Origin of the sequence: Pseudomonas sp. C8002 (assembly GCF_013385765.1) — a bacterium.
Lineage (GTDB): Bacteria > Pseudomonadota > Gammaproteobacteria > Pseudomonadales > Pseudomonadaceae > Aquipseudomonas.
The window spans coordinates 249,752-266,182 of sequence record NZ_JACAPJ010000001.1 but is presented as its reverse complement, the minus strand read 5'-3'; the positions used below and the strand labels follow the sequence as shown (position 1 = coordinate 266,182).

The 16,431-nt window shown below is 62.5% G+C and carries 14 protein-coding genes; 3 read left to right on the top strand and 11 right to left on the bottom strand.

The window, feature by feature from the left end; all coding sequences use genetic code 11:
• Positions 1-40 precede the first annotated feature (40 nt).
• From HX814_RS01300 to HX814_RS01275, 6 genes are all read right to left on the bottom strand, one after another.
• Positions 41-1,159, bottom strand: coding sequence for a succinylglutamate desuccinylase/aspartoacylase family protein (locus tag HX814_RS01300; protein WP_177008236.1), 1,119 nt, complete (start codon positions 1,157-1,159; stop codon positions 41-43).
• Positions 1,160-1,304: 145 nt separating this feature from the next.
• Positions 1,305-2,558, bottom strand: a complete 1,254-nt coding sequence (locus tag HX814_RS01295) for an OprD family porin (RefSeq protein ID WP_008437109.1) — start codon at positions 2,556-2,558, stop codon at positions 1,305-1,307.
• Positions 2,559-2,670: 112 nt separating this feature from the next.
• Positions 2,671-4,314, bottom strand: coding sequence for an ABC transporter ATP-binding protein (locus HX814_RS01290; protein ID WP_023658920.1), 1,644 nt, complete (start codon positions 4,312-4,314; stop codon positions 2,671-2,673).
• The gene (locus HX814_RS01285; RefSeq protein ID WP_168197512.1) at positions 4,311-5,189 is read right to left on the bottom strand and encodes an ABC transporter permease; all 879 of its coding nucleotides are present in this window, start codon (positions 5,187-5,189) and stop codon (positions 4,311-4,313) included. The genes HX814_RS01290 and HX814_RS01285 overlap by 4 nt, the downstream gene beginning before the upstream one ends.
• Positions 5,186-6,127 (bottom strand): ABC transporter permease, encoded by a 942-nt coding sequence (locus HX814_RS01280; RefSeq protein ID WP_003208135.1) that lies wholly within the window; start codon positions 6,125-6,127, stop codon positions 5,186-5,188. The genes HX814_RS01285 and HX814_RS01280 overlap by 4 nt, the downstream gene beginning before the upstream one ends.
• Before the next feature lie 2 nt (positions 6,128-6,129).
• A complete protein-coding gene (locus HX814_RS01275) occupies positions 6,130-7,689 on the bottom strand; it encodes an ABC transporter substrate-binding protein (protein ID WP_177008237.1) in 1,560 nt (519 codons plus the stop codon).
• Positions 7,690-8,078: 389 nt separating this feature from the next.
• Here HX814_RS01275 and HX814_RS01270 point away from each other — a divergent pair, with 389 nt between their 5' ends.
• Together HX814_RS01270 and HX814_RS01265 are read left to right on the top strand one after the other, a co-directional pair.
• Complete coding sequence (locus HX814_RS01270) at positions 8,079-8,993, top strand: LysR substrate-binding domain-containing protein (RefSeq protein ID WP_003208132.1); 915 nt, start codon at positions 8,079-8,081, stop codon at positions 8,991-8,993.
• Positions 8,994-9,018: 25 nt separating this feature from the next.
• Complete coding sequence (locus HX814_RS01265) at positions 9,019-10,449, top strand: serine hydrolase (protein ID WP_177008238.1); 1,431 nt, start codon at positions 9,019-9,021, stop codon at positions 10,447-10,449.
• On the opposite strand, the gene nadE is transcribed toward HX814_RS01265, so the two are convergent.
• The 3 genes from nadE to HX814_RS01250 are packed head-to-tail and all read right to left on the bottom strand — an operon-like array spanning position 10,429 to position 13,130.
• Positions 10,429-11,244 (bottom strand): ammonia-dependent NAD(+) synthetase, encoded by an 816-nt coding sequence (gene nadE / locus HX814_RS01260; protein WP_087694155.1) that lies wholly within the window; start codon positions 11,242-11,244, stop codon positions 10,429-10,431. The genes HX814_RS01265 and nadE overlap by 21 nt on opposite strands.
• A gap of 1 nt (position 11,245) precedes the next feature.
• Positions 11,246-12,472: a nicotinate phosphoribosyltransferase gene (gene pncB / locus HX814_RS01255; protein WP_003208126.1), complete on the bottom strand. Its 1,227-nt coding sequence runs from the start codon at positions 12,470-12,472 to the stop codon at positions 11,246-11,248.
• 10 nt (positions 12,473-12,482) lie between these two features.
• A complete protein-coding gene (locus tag HX814_RS01250; protein ID WP_177008239.1) occupies positions 12,483-13,130 on the bottom strand; it encodes a nicotinamidase in 648 nt (215 codons plus the stop codon).
• 147 nt (positions 13,131-13,277) lie between these two features.
• On the opposite strand from HX814_RS01250, the gene HX814_RS01245 reads away from it, so the two are divergent.
• The gene (locus HX814_RS01245) at positions 13,278-13,985 is read left to right on the top strand and encodes an NUDIX hydrolase (protein ID WP_008437074.1); all 708 of its coding nucleotides are present in this window, start codon (positions 13,278-13,280) and stop codon (positions 13,983-13,985) included.
• Positions 13,986-14,148: 163 nt separating this feature from the next.
• Here HX814_RS01245 and HX814_RS01240 read toward each other — a convergent pair whose 3' ends face one another.
• Both HX814_RS01240 and HX814_RS01235 read right to left on the bottom strand, forming a co-directional pair.
• Complete coding sequence (locus HX814_RS01240) at positions 14,149-14,922, bottom strand: L-iditol 2-dehydrogenase (RefSeq protein WP_003208119.1); 774 nt, start codon at positions 14,920-14,922, stop codon at positions 14,149-14,151.
• Between the two features lie 22 nt (positions 14,923-14,944).
• On the bottom strand, positions 14,945-16,204 hold the full coding sequence (locus tag HX814_RS01235; protein WP_371318513.1) for a sugar ABC transporter substrate-binding protein: 1,260 nt from the start codon (positions 16,202-16,204) through the stop codon (positions 14,945-14,947).
• Positions 16,205-16,431 lie beyond the last annotated feature (227 nt).

Below are 16,431 nucleotides of genomic sequence, written 5' to 3'. Positions count from 1 at the left end.
GCCCGCTCCCACATTTTGACCGTATTCCATAGCTGGCAAATCAGGCGCTGAGTAGCTTGCCGCTGCGAATCGGCGTGGCACCGGACACCCGGCCCAGCGGATCCCCCGGCTTCACAAAGCGCACGTCGCGGCGCATGTACAACACGCCGGTGTTGTGGCTGCAAACCGTGGTGGCCTGCCCACTGTGGGGATCAACGATATCGAACAACGCCTGCCCGGCCTCGATGCGACTGCCCACCGCCGCCCGGTGTACCAGCACCCCGGCGCATGGCGCATAAAACTGTTCGCTGCCGGCCAACGGCGTCGCCGGGTTGCGCAGGGCTGGCAAAGGCCGTGGCGCGCCTTCAACCGCGCCCAGGTGGGTCAGGTAATCAATGATCGCCGTGGCGTCATGTTCTGCCAGTTCATAGGACACATCCCGCTGGCCACGATGCTCGACGGTCACCGCCACGCTGCTGTCCGGAATCGGAAACCGATCGCCAAACCGCTCACGCAGGTTGACCCACAGCAGGTACAGCGCCTCATCGAACGAGTTGGCCTGGGAATCGGTGGCCAGCAACGAGGCTTCAGAGCCGATGTAGCGCGCCAGCGGCTCCACGGTCGCCCACACTGCCTCGCCGGTGTACACATGCATCGCCGCTTCGCGGGAGCAGTGCAGGTCCAGCACGATGTCGGCATCGTGGGCCAGCAGCATCAGGGTGCGTTGCAGCGACTGGAATTCGTCCAGCGGCGCCGCGTCCAGCAGACATTCGCCCCAGGCCTGGCGGATCAGTTGGCGGTTGGCGTCGATGTCCTGGCCCAGCAGGTGCTCGATCCTGTCGGCGATTGCCTGGTACGGCACCGGAAAGCCCCGGTTGTAATTACGCCCGCTGCCCAGTTCGAAACGCCCGCTGGGCGCGCCCATGATGTATTGGCTCAGTCCGGTGGGGTTGGCCACGGCCACCAGCACGATTTGCGCATTCAGCCGGTTGGCATTTTCCAGTTCTGCCAATTGCCGGCGCAGGTGCGCGGCCACCAGCAGCGCCGGAGTTTCGTCGGCATGCAGCGCCGCCTGGATATAGATTTTTCGACTTGCACCCATTGCACCGTAATGCTCACTGTCCACGTGCCTGTGGGTACCTGGTGTCGCTTGCAGCAAGGGGTGTGATTTAAGTTTCATAAACCGGAAATCTCGATATTCGAGTGATGAACGCTGAAGAAATATTAACGAGCCGGCGTGATCGTCTGTAAGGGCGGCCCACACTATCTTGATCTGGTAATCCGATCAGTGTGGGAGCGGGCAACCCCGCTCCCACAGTGGGTGGTTACCAGAGCGCCAGGGTGTAACCCAGCATCACGCGGTTCTCGTTAACGTCGTTGAAGTAGTTGCCTTTGCTCAGCGCATTGCGCCAGCGCATCGACACGCCCTTGAAGGGCCCGTTCTGCACTACGTAGCCCAGGTCCAGGTCGCGCTCCCACTCGCGGCCTTCGCGGTTGAAGCCGAGCACTTCAGCCGAATCACCCTTGGCGTACTTGATCCCAAACAACAGGCCGGGCAAGCCGAGATCGGCGAAGTTGTAGTCGTAGCGGGCGTGCCAGGCTCGCTCCCTGGTTTGGGTGAAGTTGCTGAACTGGTACTCGGTGAACAGGTAGGTGATGGAGCCGTCCAGGTAGGTAAACGGCGTGGTGCCGTATTGCTGCTGGAAGCCGCCGCCGATGCTGTGGCCGCCGTACTGGTAGGTCAGGCGGCTGCTCAAGGCGCTGTTGTCGACCTTGCCCGCCAGGCCCGCGCCGTCCTTGTCCGACTTGAAGTAGCGCACGTCGGTTTTCAGCGTGCCCGGCCCCAGGCCGAAGTTGTTCTTGAAGCCCACGTATTGCTGCTGGTAGATGCTGTCCAGCGCCGCGAAGTGGTAGCTGAGCAAGGTGTTTGGGGTCAGCGAGTAGTCGCCACCGGCAAAGCGGAACTGGTCGCTCAGGGCGGTGCTCTTGTAGACCTTGCTCACCGTGGTCAGCTTCATGTCTTCGTAGTTGGTGGAGTCACGGTCCTTGGCCTGGTCGATCTGCCCGAGGGTGATTTTCAGGTTGCTGATATCGTTGGACACCAGCTGGGTGCCGCTGAAGGACTGCGGAAACAGACGGCTGGTGTTGGGTTGCAGGATCGGAAGGTCCGGCACCAGGTAGCCCACACGCAGCTCGCTTTTGGCGAAGCGGGCCTTGGCGGTCACCCCAAGCTTGGAGTACTCGTCGGAGACATTCTTGTCGCTGTCACGCTGCAGCAAACCGGTACCGGACAGCCCCGGGCTGGAGTCGAGTTTCACCCCCAGCATGCCGGTCAGGTCCAGGCCGAAGCCCACGGTGCCTTCGGTGAAACCGGACTTGATACCGAGGATAAAACCTTGGGCCCACTCGGCGCGCATCGACTGGGAAGCGGCCTCGCGGTAGTCACGGTTGAAGTAGTAGTTCTTCAAGTCCAGCGTACCGCTGCTGTCCTTGATGAAGTCTGCATGGGCCAGTGACGGGACCAGCCCGCTGCTGACAACGCCGACGCCGGTGATGAGTTGAGTCAGGGATTTTTTCATTTTTTTAGCTCCTGGCAGTGGGGTGGGGGTTGGTGTTTTTATTGTTCTTCGGGCATGGCTTCGCCGTTCGCGCAAATCGGCGATTTGCGCGGCGGGTGACGTCAGTCCTGGGTTATAGCGCTAGCGGTACGGGGCCCTGGCGGATGCGGTAGCCACCGTTTTCAAGTTTCTCCAAGGGGCTGGCGGCGGCCAGCAGCTTGCGGGTGTAGGGGTGCTGCGGGCGGTCGAAGATCTCGTCGCGGGCACCCATTTCCACCACCCTGCCCTCGCTCATCACCGCCACCCGGTGGGCGATGCGTTCCACCGCCGCCAGGTCGTGGGAGATGAACAGGCAGGCAAAGCCGTACTGCGCCTGCAGGCGCTCGAACAGCTCAAGAATCTGCTTCTGGATGGTCATGTCCAACGCCGAGATCGGCTCATCGGCAATCACCAGTCGCGGGTGCCGCACCAGCGCCCGGCCAATGGCCACGCGTTGACGCTGGCCACCGGACAACTGGTGCGGGAAGCGGTCGACAAACTGTTCCGCCAGGCCGATGTCCACCAGGGTTTTCGCCACCCGCTCACGACGCTGCGCGGGCGTCATGCCGGGCACATGGCGCAGGGGTTCGGCGAGGATGTCGCCAATCTTCATGCGCGGGTCGAGGGACGAATACGGGTCCTGGAAAATCATCTGGCATTGCAGGCGATGGTCACGGTTGCCAGCCTTGAGAATGTCCACGCCCTCAAACTCGATGGCACCGGAACACGGGCTGTTCAGGCCGACAATCGCCCGGCCGAGGGTGGTCTTGCCCGAGCCGCTGCCGCCCACCAGCGCCAGGGTTTCCCCCGGGGCGATGGACAGGTTTGCCGAATGCACCACCCGCTTGAACTGGCTGCGGCCCCACAGGCTGCGCGGCCCCGGGTGCTCGATGCACACGTCCTTGACCGTCAGCAACGGCCGGTCCGCCTTGGGCAAGGCTGCCAGGGTGCCGCGCCGCGGCAGGGCCTCGAGCAGTTGCCGGGTGTACTCGGCCTTGGGCGCCAGCAGGATCTGCTCGATGGTGCCCTGCTCCACCGCGCGGCCTTCGCGCATCACCACCACTTTGTCGGCGTAGCGCGCCACCAGCGACAGGTCGTGGCTGATAAACAGGATCGCCGTGCCCTGCTCGCGGGTAAGGTCGAGCATCAGTTTCAACACGTCCAGTTGCGCCAGGCAATCCAGGGCCGTGGTGGGCTCGTCGGCAATCAGCAAGGCCGGGCGCAGCAGCATCACCGAGGCGAGCATGATGCGCTGGCGCATGCCGCCGGAGAACTCGTGGGGAAACGCCGCCAGGCAACGCTCGGCGTCCTTGATGCCGATATGCCCGAGCATCTCCAGGCTGCGCTCGCGGATCTGCGCATCGCTCAGCCTGGTGTGCAGGCGCAGGCCCTCGGCCATTTGCTCGCCGATGCTCATGGACGGGTTGAGGGACACCATGGGTTCCTGGAACACCATGCCGATCTTCGCCCCGCGCAACTGGCGCAATTGCTCCGGCGCAAGGCTGCCCAGGTCATGGCCCTGGAAACGCACCTGGCCGCTGCATTGCTCAAGCGGCGGTGGCAGCAGGCCGATGGCGGCGCGGGCGGCCATGGTCTTGCCGCTGCCGGACTCGCCCACCAGCGCCACGATTTCGCCGGGGGCGATGGTGAAGCTCAGGTCATTGACCGCCAGCGGGCCGTTGGCCCCCACGCGGATTTTCAGCTTGTCGACTGCCAGAAGGATGTCAGTCATGGTCATTTACTCATCCGCGGGTCGAGACGATCGCGCAAGGCATCGCCGCACAGGTTGAACGCCAGCAACGCCATGGCGATGCAGACACCGGGAAACAGCCCCAGCCAGCTGGCCGTGGCGATATACGGCCGGCTGGCGGCGAGCATGTTGCCCCAGGTGGCGGCCGGCGGCGGGACGCCCAGGCCGAGGAAGCTCAGGGAGCTTTCCGCCAGAATCGCCCAGCCGAACATACTGGTGGCCAGCACGCACACCGGCGCCACGCAGTTCGGCGCGATGTGCCGCAGCATGGTGTACAGCTCGGAGTTACCGATAACCCGCGAGGCTTCGACAAACTCTTTCTCGCGCAACGACAACACCGTGCCGCGCACCACCCGCACCACCGACGGTGTGTAGGCCAGGCTCAAGGCAAACACGATGCCGTACAGGCTCGGGCCGATGATCGCCATCAAGCCCAGGGCCAGCAGGATCCCGGGAAACGCCAGCAACGCATCGTTGACCATCATCAAGCCCCGGTCGACCCAGCCCCGCAGGAACCCGGCCAGCAGGCCCAGTACCGTGCCGGCGGTGATCGCCAGCGTCACCGTCAACACACTCACCCACAGGCTGGTGTGCGCGCCGATCATCAGGCGGCTCAGCACGTCGCGACCGTACTCGTCAGTGCCCAGCCAGTGCGCGGCGGTGGGCGCCTGCAAGCGCGCCAGCAGGTTCAAGGCCAACGGGTCATGGGGCGTCCAGACCAGGCCCAGCAAGGCCATGATCAACAACAAGGCCAGCAGCAGCGCACCGATCAGCGCGTTCAGCGGCGGCACACGCCAGGCCCTGGGGGCACGCGCCGGTGCCGGCAACAGCACCTCGGGTGCGACAGGTAGAGGCTTATTCATAACTTAACCCTGGGGTCGAAGAGCGGGTACAGCAGGTCCACCAACAGGTTGACCAGCACATAAACAAAGGTCACCAGCAGCAGGCAGCCTTGCAGCACGGGGTAGTCCCGGGCGTAGATGGCGTCGACCATCAGCCGGCCGATACCTGGCAGGGTGAACACGGTTTCGAGCACCGCGATGCCGCTGAGCAGGTTGCCGAGGATCAGGCCGATCAGGGTCAGGGTCGGTGCAAACGAGTTGCGCAGCGCATGGCGCCACAACACCGCCCGCTCCGACAAACCCTTGGCGCGGGCATGGGTGATGTATTCCAGGCGCAGCACTTCAATTGCACTGGCCCGGGCCATGCGGGTGATCGCGCCGAGTTCCACCAACGTCAGCGTGACAATCGGCAGCACGATAAAACTCAAGGCCTGCCACGGCGATTGGCCGAATGACACGTAACCCACCACCGGCAGCCAGCCGAGCTTGATGCCGAACGCGTAGAGCAACAGCAGGCCCAGCCAGAAACTCGGGATCGACAGCAACAGGGTCGCGGTGGAGACCACGCCAAAGTCCAGGGAACTGTTCTGTTTCCACGCCGAGAGCAAGCCCGCCGGTACCGCAATCAACGCCGCGAGCAACACCGAGACCAGCACGATCCCGGCACTCACCTGGAAGCGGTCAAGGATCAGCGGCAACACCGCTTCATTGGTGGTGATGGAATGCCCGAGGTCGCCGCTGAGCACCGCCTTGAGCCAGATCACAAACTGCAGCGGCAGCGGCTGGTCCAGGCCCAGGGACGCACGGGCGACCTCCAGGCTGTGGGCATCGGCCATGTCGCCGAGCATCAGCAGCGCCGGATCACCGGGCACCAGGCGGATGATCGCGAACACCATCAGCGAGATCAGCAGCAAGGTCGGGATCGACATCGCCAGCCGTTGAAAGATGAAACGCAACATCCTCAGTTACTCCCGGTCGCAGGAACGCTGACGGTCCACAGACGCGGCTTGGACACCGGCCAGGTGCGCAGGCCTTTGACGTAATCACGGCTGGCGGCGATGGCGTTGCCGTTGTACATCGGGATCATCGGCACGTCCTTGAGCATCTGCTGATGCAGTTGGTCGAACAGCGCCTGGCGCTTGCTGATATCGCCTTCGCGCTGGGCTTCACGCAGCCATTCCTGGGCCTGGGGGTTGTCCCAGACCTTGCGCGCTTCCTTGTCCTTGTCGCCGGTCATCGAGTCGAAACTCAGGGCCGGGTCAAGGCGTTCGGAATACGGGAACGCCATCATCTGGTAGTTGCCGGTCTGGTAGCGCTCCAGCTGGGTGCCCCACTCCAGGGTTTCCAGTTCCAGGTTGATGCCGCTGGCCTTGGCCATGGCTTGCACGAACACGCCCATGTCGAAGATCGCGGCGTAGCGCTTGTTGACGATCAGTTTGATTGGCTGGCCTTTATAGCCAGCTTCCCGCAGCAGTTGGGCGGTCTTGGCCGGGTCGAAATCGAAGCCCTGGTTCTCGATTGCCTGGTGGTAGTGGCTGCCACTGGCGACCATCGAATTGTTGGCCTGGGAACGGCCACCGGTCAGGGCGGCGACGATTTGTGCGGCGTCCAGCGAATGGGCGATGGCCTGGCGCAGGCGCACATCTTTGAGCAAGGGGTCGCGGGTCTGGAACAGCAACGCGTTGACCGACATGGTGCCGCTGGAGGTGACCTTGATGCCGGGGTTGGCAGCCAGTTCGGTGGCGTCCAGCGGCGTGACGTCAATCAGCAGGTCGACGTTCTTCGACAGCAAGGCCGCCTTGGCCGCCGCCGGGTCCGGGATCACCAGCAGGCGCACGCGGTCGAGGGTCGTGGTTTTATTGCCGGTGTAGCCATCCGGCTCTTTCTCGTCGCGCGGGGTGTAGTTGGCGTTGCGCAGCAGGTCGATGTATTGGCCGGGCTTCCACTCGCCCAGGCGGAACGGGCCGGTGCCGATGGGGGCTTTCCACTGGCCGTCGACCACCGAGTCGGGGTGCAGGATGCCGCTGCCACCGCACTCCGGCAGCGCGGTGCTGGTGAGGAACAGGCCGTTGGGCTTGTCCAGGGTAAACACCACGGTGAGTGGGTCCGGGGCGCTCATGTCGACGATTTTCGCGCCGCCATGGCCGTCGAATTCAGGGGCGCAGCGCCATTGGGTTTTCGGGTCGAGGTAGTGTTTCCAGGTCCACAGCACATCGGCGGAGGTCAGTGGCGCACCGTTCTGGAACTTGACCCCGTTGCGCAGGTGGAAGGTGTAGCGCAGGCCGTCGTCGGACACCTGCACGTCCTTGGCCAGCAGCGGGCCGACGGTGGCATCTTCACGGAAGGCCACCAGTCCTTCGGTAATGTGCAAGATGACGGCGTCGGAATTGGTGTCACGGTTGACGCCTGGCTCGGTGCTGCGAATGTCGGCGTTCAACGCGACTTTCAATAGATTCTCGGCGTGGGCAGTGCCCACCAGCGCGGCGGACAAGGCGCCAGCCAGGAATAAAGTCTTGTTCATGATAAATGCACCTTGAATGATCCTTACGCTTGGGTTCGGACGCTGGCAGGACCCAAAAAGAGGCACGGCCGAACACCTGAATAGTTGTTGTTGTTTTAGTCGCTGATTACGGTTTGCGAATGTTCCTGGACCGATCTTATTCGCCCCCCGATCAACTTGAGAAGAACGCTCCGAGTGATCGGGCTCGGTTTATCCGATCATCAACCGTCCGTGGGTTGCCCTGGCCTTACCGTACCGAGAAATCAGGGCCTTGAGCTGGAAAAGATGGGGTTTTCCTGATCAAAAATAATGATCGCGATCATCCAGACCGATCTGTGCTCACCTATAGTCATCAGATAAGCTGGCTGGCATTCAATGGTTTAAATGCAGCACTGAGCGAGCCCACCGTCATGACCCTCACCCATCTTCGCGCGTTCTGCTCCGTGGTTGAAAAAGGCAGCTTCCGCTCGGCCGCACGTCAGTTGGATGTGGCCCAAAGCACATTGACCCAGTCAATCCAGACCCTCGAAAAGGAACTCGGGGTGGTGCTGCTGCAACGCTCCAACCAAGGCATCAACCTGACCCCGGCCGGCGAGGTGTTCCTGGCCCGTGCCCGTTCCATCACTCTCGACTGCGAACGTGCCCTGCTCGACCTGCAACCCTGGAAAGGCGAGCCCGAAGGCCATATCGCCCTGGGCGTCACCTCCGAACCCTTGGCCGAATTGCTGCTGCCGGTACTGAGCAACTTCACCCAGCGCTTCCCGCGCATGCAGGTGCACGTGGCCAGCGGCACCACCAAGGGCCTGGTGGAAAAAGTCCGCGATGGCCGCCTGGATTTCGTCTTGTGCCCGCTGGCGCCCAACGTGGCCGATATCGACCTGGCCATCGACCGCCTCTACAGCTCAAACGCCGGCATCATTGCGCGCAAGGGCCACCCGCAGGCCCACGCAAAATCCGTGCAAGCCCTCACCGACTGCCAGTGGATCAGCGTACGCCCGGCCGGCGTAGTGGGCGGCGCGGAGAACCGCTTGATCGAGCTGTTCCGTACCCAGGGCCTGGCGCCGCCAAAGATTGCGATCACCACTGATTCGTTGCTGGAAACCCTGCACATCGTTTCGGAAACCGATTACCTGACCATCGAACCGCGCATGCTGCCGGGGATGAAGCTGTTCTCCAGCGCCCTGACCACCATCGCCATCGAAGAACCGCTGGCGACCCGCGATGTATGCCTGATCAGCCGCCGTTCGTCGCCGCTCACCAGCGTCAGCCAGGAACTGACCAGCATGCTGATTTCCTATTCGCGGCTGGTGCACCGCAGCCGTTGATTTCCCTCCCCCTACGAGCCTGTTTATGCCCATGTCCTACGATGGTTTGTCCCGCGCCAGCGCCAGCAGCGTCGGCGTTGATCCCGAGCACCTGATTGCCTTTCTCGATGAAGTGAAAGCGGCCGGCCTCGACCTGCAAGGCCTGATGCTGCACCGCCACGGCCACGTGGTCGCCGAAGGCTGGAGCTGGCCGGTGGACCCCAACGAGCCGCGGGTATTGCACTCGGTGGCCAAGAGCTTCACCGCCTGCGCCATTGGCCTGGCCGTGGATGAAGGCTTGCTGAAACTGGATGACCGGCTGGTGGCGTTCTTTGCGGAGTGTGTGCCGGTGGATGCCGACCCGCGCCTGGCGGACATGACCGTAGAACACCTGCTGACCATGCGCACCGGCCACGCCGCCAATACCTCGGGTTCAGTGTGGCGGGGGATCGAGACCAGCTGGATTGCCGAGTTCTTCAAAATCCCGCTGGCCTATGCACCGGGCACCACCTACGTCTATACAAGTGCGGCCAGCTACATGCTCTCGGCGCTGATCAATAAGGTCACCGGGCAAACCTTGCACGCGTACCTCAAGCCCCGGCTGTTTGTACCGCTGGATATCCATAATGAAAGCTGGGACATCGGCCCCGATGGCGTGAATCCCGGCGGCAATGGCTTGAAGGCGCCGACCTCGGCCATGCTCAAGCTGGGTGTGCTGCATGCACAAGGCGGCGTGTGGGATGGCAAGCAGGTTCTACCGGCGGCCTGGGTTGCAGCGGCCACCCGACCACAAGGCGGGCCGGACAGCCGCTACGGTTATCACTGGATGATGAAACCGGCACACACCTTCAGCGCTGTCGGGGTGTTTGTGCAGATGGCGATGGTGTTCCGCGAGTACGGTGCAACGCTGGTGGTGATCGGCGGGATGAAGAATTCGGCGGAGCTGATTCCGTTTGTCGAGCGGCATTTTCCGGCGGCGTTTGGCGATGATTGCACGGTCAAAGCCGAAGCGGATTCACGGTTGGAGCAACGTCTGGCGAGCATGGCACAGCGGCCTGAGTTGCTTTCAGCGTGTGCAGGGCCGAGAGATTTCACGGGCGTGTATCAGGTAGAGCCCAACGGGCTGGATGTGCAGCAATTGGCGTTCGCCGTCGAAGGCAATGTACTGCGCTTCCAACTGACCGACAGCAAGGCGACTCATGCCCTAGAGGTGGGGATTGATCACTGGATCGCCGGCACCACCAACATGCCGGGCCGGGCGTTGCACCACGGTTATGAGTTCAAGGATGCGCAGATCGTTGCCGGCGCGCGCTGGCTGGATACCAGGACGCTGGAGATGACCTGGATCTACCCGCAAACCGCGTTTCGCGATCGGGTGGTGTGCGGGTTTGACGGTGACCGCGTGAGTGTGGCGCGTACGGTCAACGTCAACAGTGCCGGGAAGGAACAGGAAGTCTTAGTCGGGAACAGCCGGTAATGCTCGCTTGTGGGCGGTCTTGAGGTAGGCGCTCTCGACAATCGCCCTCACCCGCTCACTCACTGCCTCGCCCATCAGGTAGCGGTCGATCTCGTCATAGCTGCAGCCATACGCCAACTCATCCGGCTTGCCCGGTGCCAGTTCTTCCAGGTCGGCGGTCGGTGCCTTGGCCACCAACTGCCGTGGCCCGCCAAGGGCGCTGGCCAGCAGGCGCACCTGGGTCTTGGTCAGCCCTGAGAGCGGCGCCAGGTCGCAGGCGCCGTCACCGAACTTGGTGAAAAACCCCATCAGCGCCTCCGCGCCATGGTCGGTGCCCACCACCAGGCCGTTGTGCAGGTTCGCCACGGCGTACTGCGCCATCATCCGCGCCCGGGCCTTGACGTTGCCCTTGATAAAGTCGATGCGTTCAGCGCTGGCTTGCGCGGCAGACAGGCTGCCCATCAGCCCGTCGACGCAGGCGGCGATGTTCAGCGTCTCGATACGGTCCGGTGCGATAAAGTCCAGGGAAGCCTGGGCGTCGCGCTCGTCCGCCTGGGTTTTATAGGGCAGGCGCATGGCAATAAACCGCGCCTCGTAGCCTTCGTTGCGCAGTTGTTCCACTGCCAGTTGGCACAGCCGCCCGGCGGTCAGTGAGTCGACACCGCCACTGATGCCCAGCACCAGCGCATGGCAGCCGGACTGGCGCAAGGTGCCCTTGATGAAGTCGATGCGCCGTTGCAGCTCAGCGCCCTCGCCTCCCTTGCCGAGCAGCCGGTTGATCTTCAGTTCTTGTGCGATACGTGCCTGAGTGTCCATGTCACACCCCCAGTTGCGGATTGACGTTGCCGACGTTGAACACCTGCGCCGCATACTGCAGGAACGAGGCGTCTTCGCAGACGTTCTTGATCGGGTCATCGGAGAATTTCACCACCGGCTCGCCGTGCACCCGCACCAGTTTCATCACGATGCTCAGCGGCTCCACTCCGTCGACATCACAGGCCAGGCTGGTGCCCATGCCAAAGCCGAACTTGGCCTTGCCCCGCACGTGCCGCAGGATCGGCAGGCATTTCTCGAAATTCAGGCCATCGGAGAACATCAGGTCCTTGGTCATCGGGTCGATGCCCAGCTCCTTGTAGCGGGCCAACACCTTGTCGGCCCAGACGATCGGGTCACCGGAGTCCTGGCGCAAACCGTCGTACAGCTTGGCAAAGTACAGGTCGAAATCCTTGAGGAAAAAGTCGGTGCTGATGCAGTCGGTCAGGGCGATACCCAAGCGCCCACGGTATTCGCGCACCCAGTTTTCCAGCGCCGCATTCTGGCTTTCCCGCAGCCGCCCCAGTTGCTGGTGCACCATCAGCCACTGGTGGGCCATGGTGCCGATCAGCGGCAGGTCGAATTCGTAGGCCAGGTGCGCATTGCTGGTGCCGATGAACTGGCCGGGAAAGTCGCGGCGCATGATGTCGACCACTTCACGCTGGGCCTTGAACGACAACCGCCGGCGGGTGGAGAAGTCCGAGACACGCAGGTCAGCCAGTTCGTCGCGGGTGAGGTTTTTCTCCAGCCAGTCGAATTTCTGGTAGAGCTTGCGGGTGACGTCTTCGAGGCTGACGTCGGGGTATTTGTCGCGGTTGCGCAGCTCGCTGACCAGGGCCAATACCGGCTGTTCGAACATGATGCAGTGCAGCATCGGGCCGACCACGCGGACGTTCAGTTGGCCGTCGATTTCACTGACGTGGATATAGCGCAGGTTGAAGCGGAACAGCCCCAGGAAGCGCTCGAAATCCGGGGTCAAGTACTCACGGCGCTGGTTGAACAGAAAGCGCAGCTCGCCTTCGCGCATGCTGAGGCCGGCGAGTTTTTCCAGCTCCACCCGCAACTCGGGAATCAGGTGCCCCAGTTTCTCTCTGGAGCGGACGATGAACTGGTATTCCACATCGACATTCGGGTGCTGGTGCAATACGGCCTGCATCATGGTGAAGGTGTAGTAGTCGGTGTCCAGCAGGCCCTGGATCACAGCGTTTTCGTAGTCGTATGCACTTTCCATGAGGTACTCCTTAACGCGCGGCCATCGCGGCCAGTTCTTCCCGATTGCGGGTAATTACAATGCCTGCTTGTTGCAGATGGCTGACCGCCTGCACACCGCCCTCCTCGCTGATGCCACGGCATGCCGGCAGGTGCAGGATCACCTCGAAACCGGCCTTGAGCAGTTGCAAGGCGGTGGTCTTGACGCAGTAGTCCAGGGCCAGGCCGCCGACAATCACACGCTGGATGCCCTGGGCATTGAGGTATTCGATGACGCCGGTAGAGAGTTTGTCGTGGAGGTCGTGGTAGCAGGCGCCGTAGGGATGCAGGTCGGGTTCGACGCCCTTCCAGATGAAGTAGTCGTAGTCATAGGGCGTGGGCAATTCGTCCAACAGGGTGAAACCTTCGGTGCCGGGCACACAGTGGGCGACCCAGGTGACATCGGCATGTACCAGCCCGGTGGGTTGCAGCATCTCGCTGTGCTGTTGCACCACCCAGGGCGCGTGCGGGGTATGGGCGTCCTTGCTGCCGACACGGCGCGCGGCGAGGCTGGCCATGTAATTGAGCTCGGCGCCGATCTGGTCACCACCAGCGACCGGCAATTCGTTGGGGCACAGCGGTGTGAAGCTCTTCTGGGCGTCAACGTCGAATGAGGCGATAGCGTTCTTAGAGACGGTCATGGTCGTGTTCTCCTGTGGCCTGGATATAAAAGTACACGTCATGTACTTTCATGACAAGAAACATTTTGTTATCTATCCTGGATCAAGTACACGACATACCCGTTTGATCCGTTAGACTGTGCCCCACCGCTGCCAACAGGACCCGACATGCCAGACCACGCCCCAACCCTTAGCGCCTACCTGCACACCGTGGACTTGTGCGTGCTGTTCTATTGCCGTGCATCCGGGGAACTGAAGATATTGCTCAACCAGCGCGACGCCGAGCCCTTCGCCGGGCACTGGGCCTTGCCCGGTGTAGTGGTGAATGGCGGCGTGCAAGATCTGAGCCTGCAGGATGCCGTGGAGCGGTTGCGGGCCAGTGACAAGGTTGGGTTGCCGCTGGCCTGGTATGAGCAAGTGGGGACGGTGGGCGATGCGTTTCGCGATCCGCGCTGCTGGTCGTCGTCGACCTATTACCTGGCGATCGTGGCTGATGAGGTGGAGCTGGGGGGGCATCAAAAGTGGTGCTCTGTTGATGCCGTGGCGACTGGCGGGGTCAAGCTGCCCTTCGATCACAACGCGATTGTGGCAGCGGTACAGGAAAGGCTGTTTTCCAAGTCGCTGTACAGCAGCTTGCCATTGATGTTTTTGGGCAATGAGTTCAGTGCGCCGGAGGCGACTACGATCTTTTCGCTGGTATTGGCGCGGCCGGTGCTGAAGACCAGTATTCGCCAGCGGTTGCTGAAGTTGACCGAGGCCGGTTTTTTGCGGGAGACGGGGCGCAAGAAGCATGGCGAGGGCGGACGGCCGCAGGCGACAGTGGAGAATCTGAAGCCTGGGGCGGTGTACTTCTTTGATCGCAGCTTTGCCGAATAAGACCAAGCCCCCTTCCCGGGGCAATGAAGATCAACTGTGGGAGCGGGCTTGCTCGCGAATGCGGAGTGTCAGTCGCCGGATAGATTGACTGATACACCGCTTTCGCGAGCAAGCCCGCTCCCACCTTTTTTGATCTGCGATGGTTCGAGGAGCTGCGTCCCGCTCAATTCATCCAGTTGCCGCCGTCGACGTTGTAGGTCTGGGCAACCACGTAGTCGGCCTCTTTGGACGCGAGGAAAACCGCCATTCCGGTCAAATCCTCGGCAGTCCCCATCCGCCCAAACGGTACCTCTGCTCCTACGCGCTTTTTCTTCTCGCCCAGCGGCAGCCCTTCGTGCTTGGCAAACATCGCGTCCACCCCGTCCCAATGTTCGCCGTCCACCACTCCCGGCGCGATGGCGTTCACGTTGATGCCCTGTTTGATCAGATTCAGCCCCGCCGATTGCGTGAGGCTGATCACCGCCGCCTTGGTCGCGCAGTACACCGCCACCAGAGGCTCACCCCGGCGCCCGGCCTGGCTGGCCATGTTGATGATCTTGCCGCCATGCCCCTGCTTGATCATCTGCCGGGCCGCCGCCTGCAAGGTGAACAAGGTACCGGCGACGTTGATCGAGAACAGCCGGTCGAAGCTCTCGCGGGTGATGTCGGTGATGGGCGCCAGGTCGAACAAGGCGGCGTTGTTGATCAGGATGTCGAGCTTGCCGGCCTGCGCCACCACGGCGGCAATCGCGGCATCGATGGACGCCTGGTCGGTGACATCCATCGCCACCGCGTAGGCTTTCGGGCCCAGCTCCGTGGCGGTGGCCCGCGCCCGCTCCAGGTTGATGTCGGCGATGGCGACGGTCGCGCCTTCGTTGATGTAGGCCTGGGCAAACGCCCGGCCAATGCCCCGCGCGCTGCCGGTGACCAGCGCACTTTTACCTTCCAGTCGTTTCATCAATGCAGTGTCCCTGAGGTGATTATTTCGGGTAGCCGGCGCGTTTCATTTCACGCTCGGTGGTGGACTGCGCCTCGGCCAGTGCCTTGTCGACCGTCATGCCGCCGGTGAGCGCTGCCGAAAACAGCTTGCCCACCGAGGTGCCGATGGCCTGGAACTCGGGGATCGTCACGTATTGGATGCCCACGTACGGCACGGGTTTGGCCGACGGGTGCGCGGGGTCGGCGTGTTGCATCATCTGCAAGGTCACCTTGGCGAACGGCGCTGCGGCCAGGTACGCCGCGTTGTAGGTGGACTGGCGCGTGCCCGGCGGTACGTTGGTGATGCCGTCCTTATCCGCTACCAGCTGGATGTATTCCTTGGAGGTGGCCCAGGTGATGAAGGCCTTGGCGGCGTCCTTGTGTTTGGAGGTGGCCGGGATCGCAAGGGACCAGGCGTACAGCCACGACGAACCCTTGTCGGTGACCTCGGTCGGTGCGGCGGCAAAACCCACGCTGTCGGCGACTTTGCTTTGGGTTTTATCGGTGGTGAACGAGCCGGCAACGCTGGCGTCGACCCAGATCGCGCATTTGCCGCTGTTGAACAGCGCCAGGGTTTCGTTGAAACCGTTGCTGGAGACGCCCGGCGGGCCATAGTTTTTCAGGGTGTTGACGTAGAAGTTCGCCGCCGCCGTCCACTCGGGACTGGTCAGCTCGGGTTTCCATTGTTCGTCGAACCAGCGTGCACCAAAGGCGTTGGCCATGGTGCTCAGCAACGCGATGTTTTCACCCCAGCCGGCCTTGCCCCGCAGGCACATGCCGTATTGGTCCTTGGCGGGCTGGTTGAGCTTGGCGGCGAACGTCCCCAGCTGGGTCCAGGTCGGATGCTCGGGCATCGCCAGGCCGGCCTGCTTGAACAGGTCGGTGCGGTAATAGGTGACGGTGCTTTCGCCATAGAACGGCAACGCGTAGAGGGTGTTGTTCACCGACAGGCCCTGGCGTACCGCGGGGAAGATGTCTTCCACGTCGTAGTCGGCGGGCAGCGGCGTGATCGGCTCCAGCCAGTGTTTGGCACCCCACAGCGGGGTTTCATAGGTGCCGATGGTCAGTACGTCGAATTGGCCGCCCTGGGTCGCGATGTCGGTGGTGAGGCGTTGGCGCAGGACGTTTTCTTCGAGCACCACCCAGTTTAGTTTCACCTCGGGGTGCTGCTCTTCGAACACCTTGGACAGGCGCTGCATGCGGATCATGTCGCTGTTGTTGACCGTGGCGATGGTCACGGTTTCGGCCGCGTGACTGGCCATCGCCAGAGTGAGGCCGGAGAGCAGGAACAGCGCTTTCGGAAGCTTGAACATGGCGGTTTCCACTTATTGTTTTTGTTGTTGACGGCCCGATTACAGCAGCTTGCCCAACGCCGGACAAACGACTGGCGGATGCCCGGCTGATACTTTTTTAACCGCATCGCCAAGATCAAAAAAGTATCAGTGGCGGGCAAAACCCGGGGTAGCGGCTACTTGAACAAAGGGCGTAT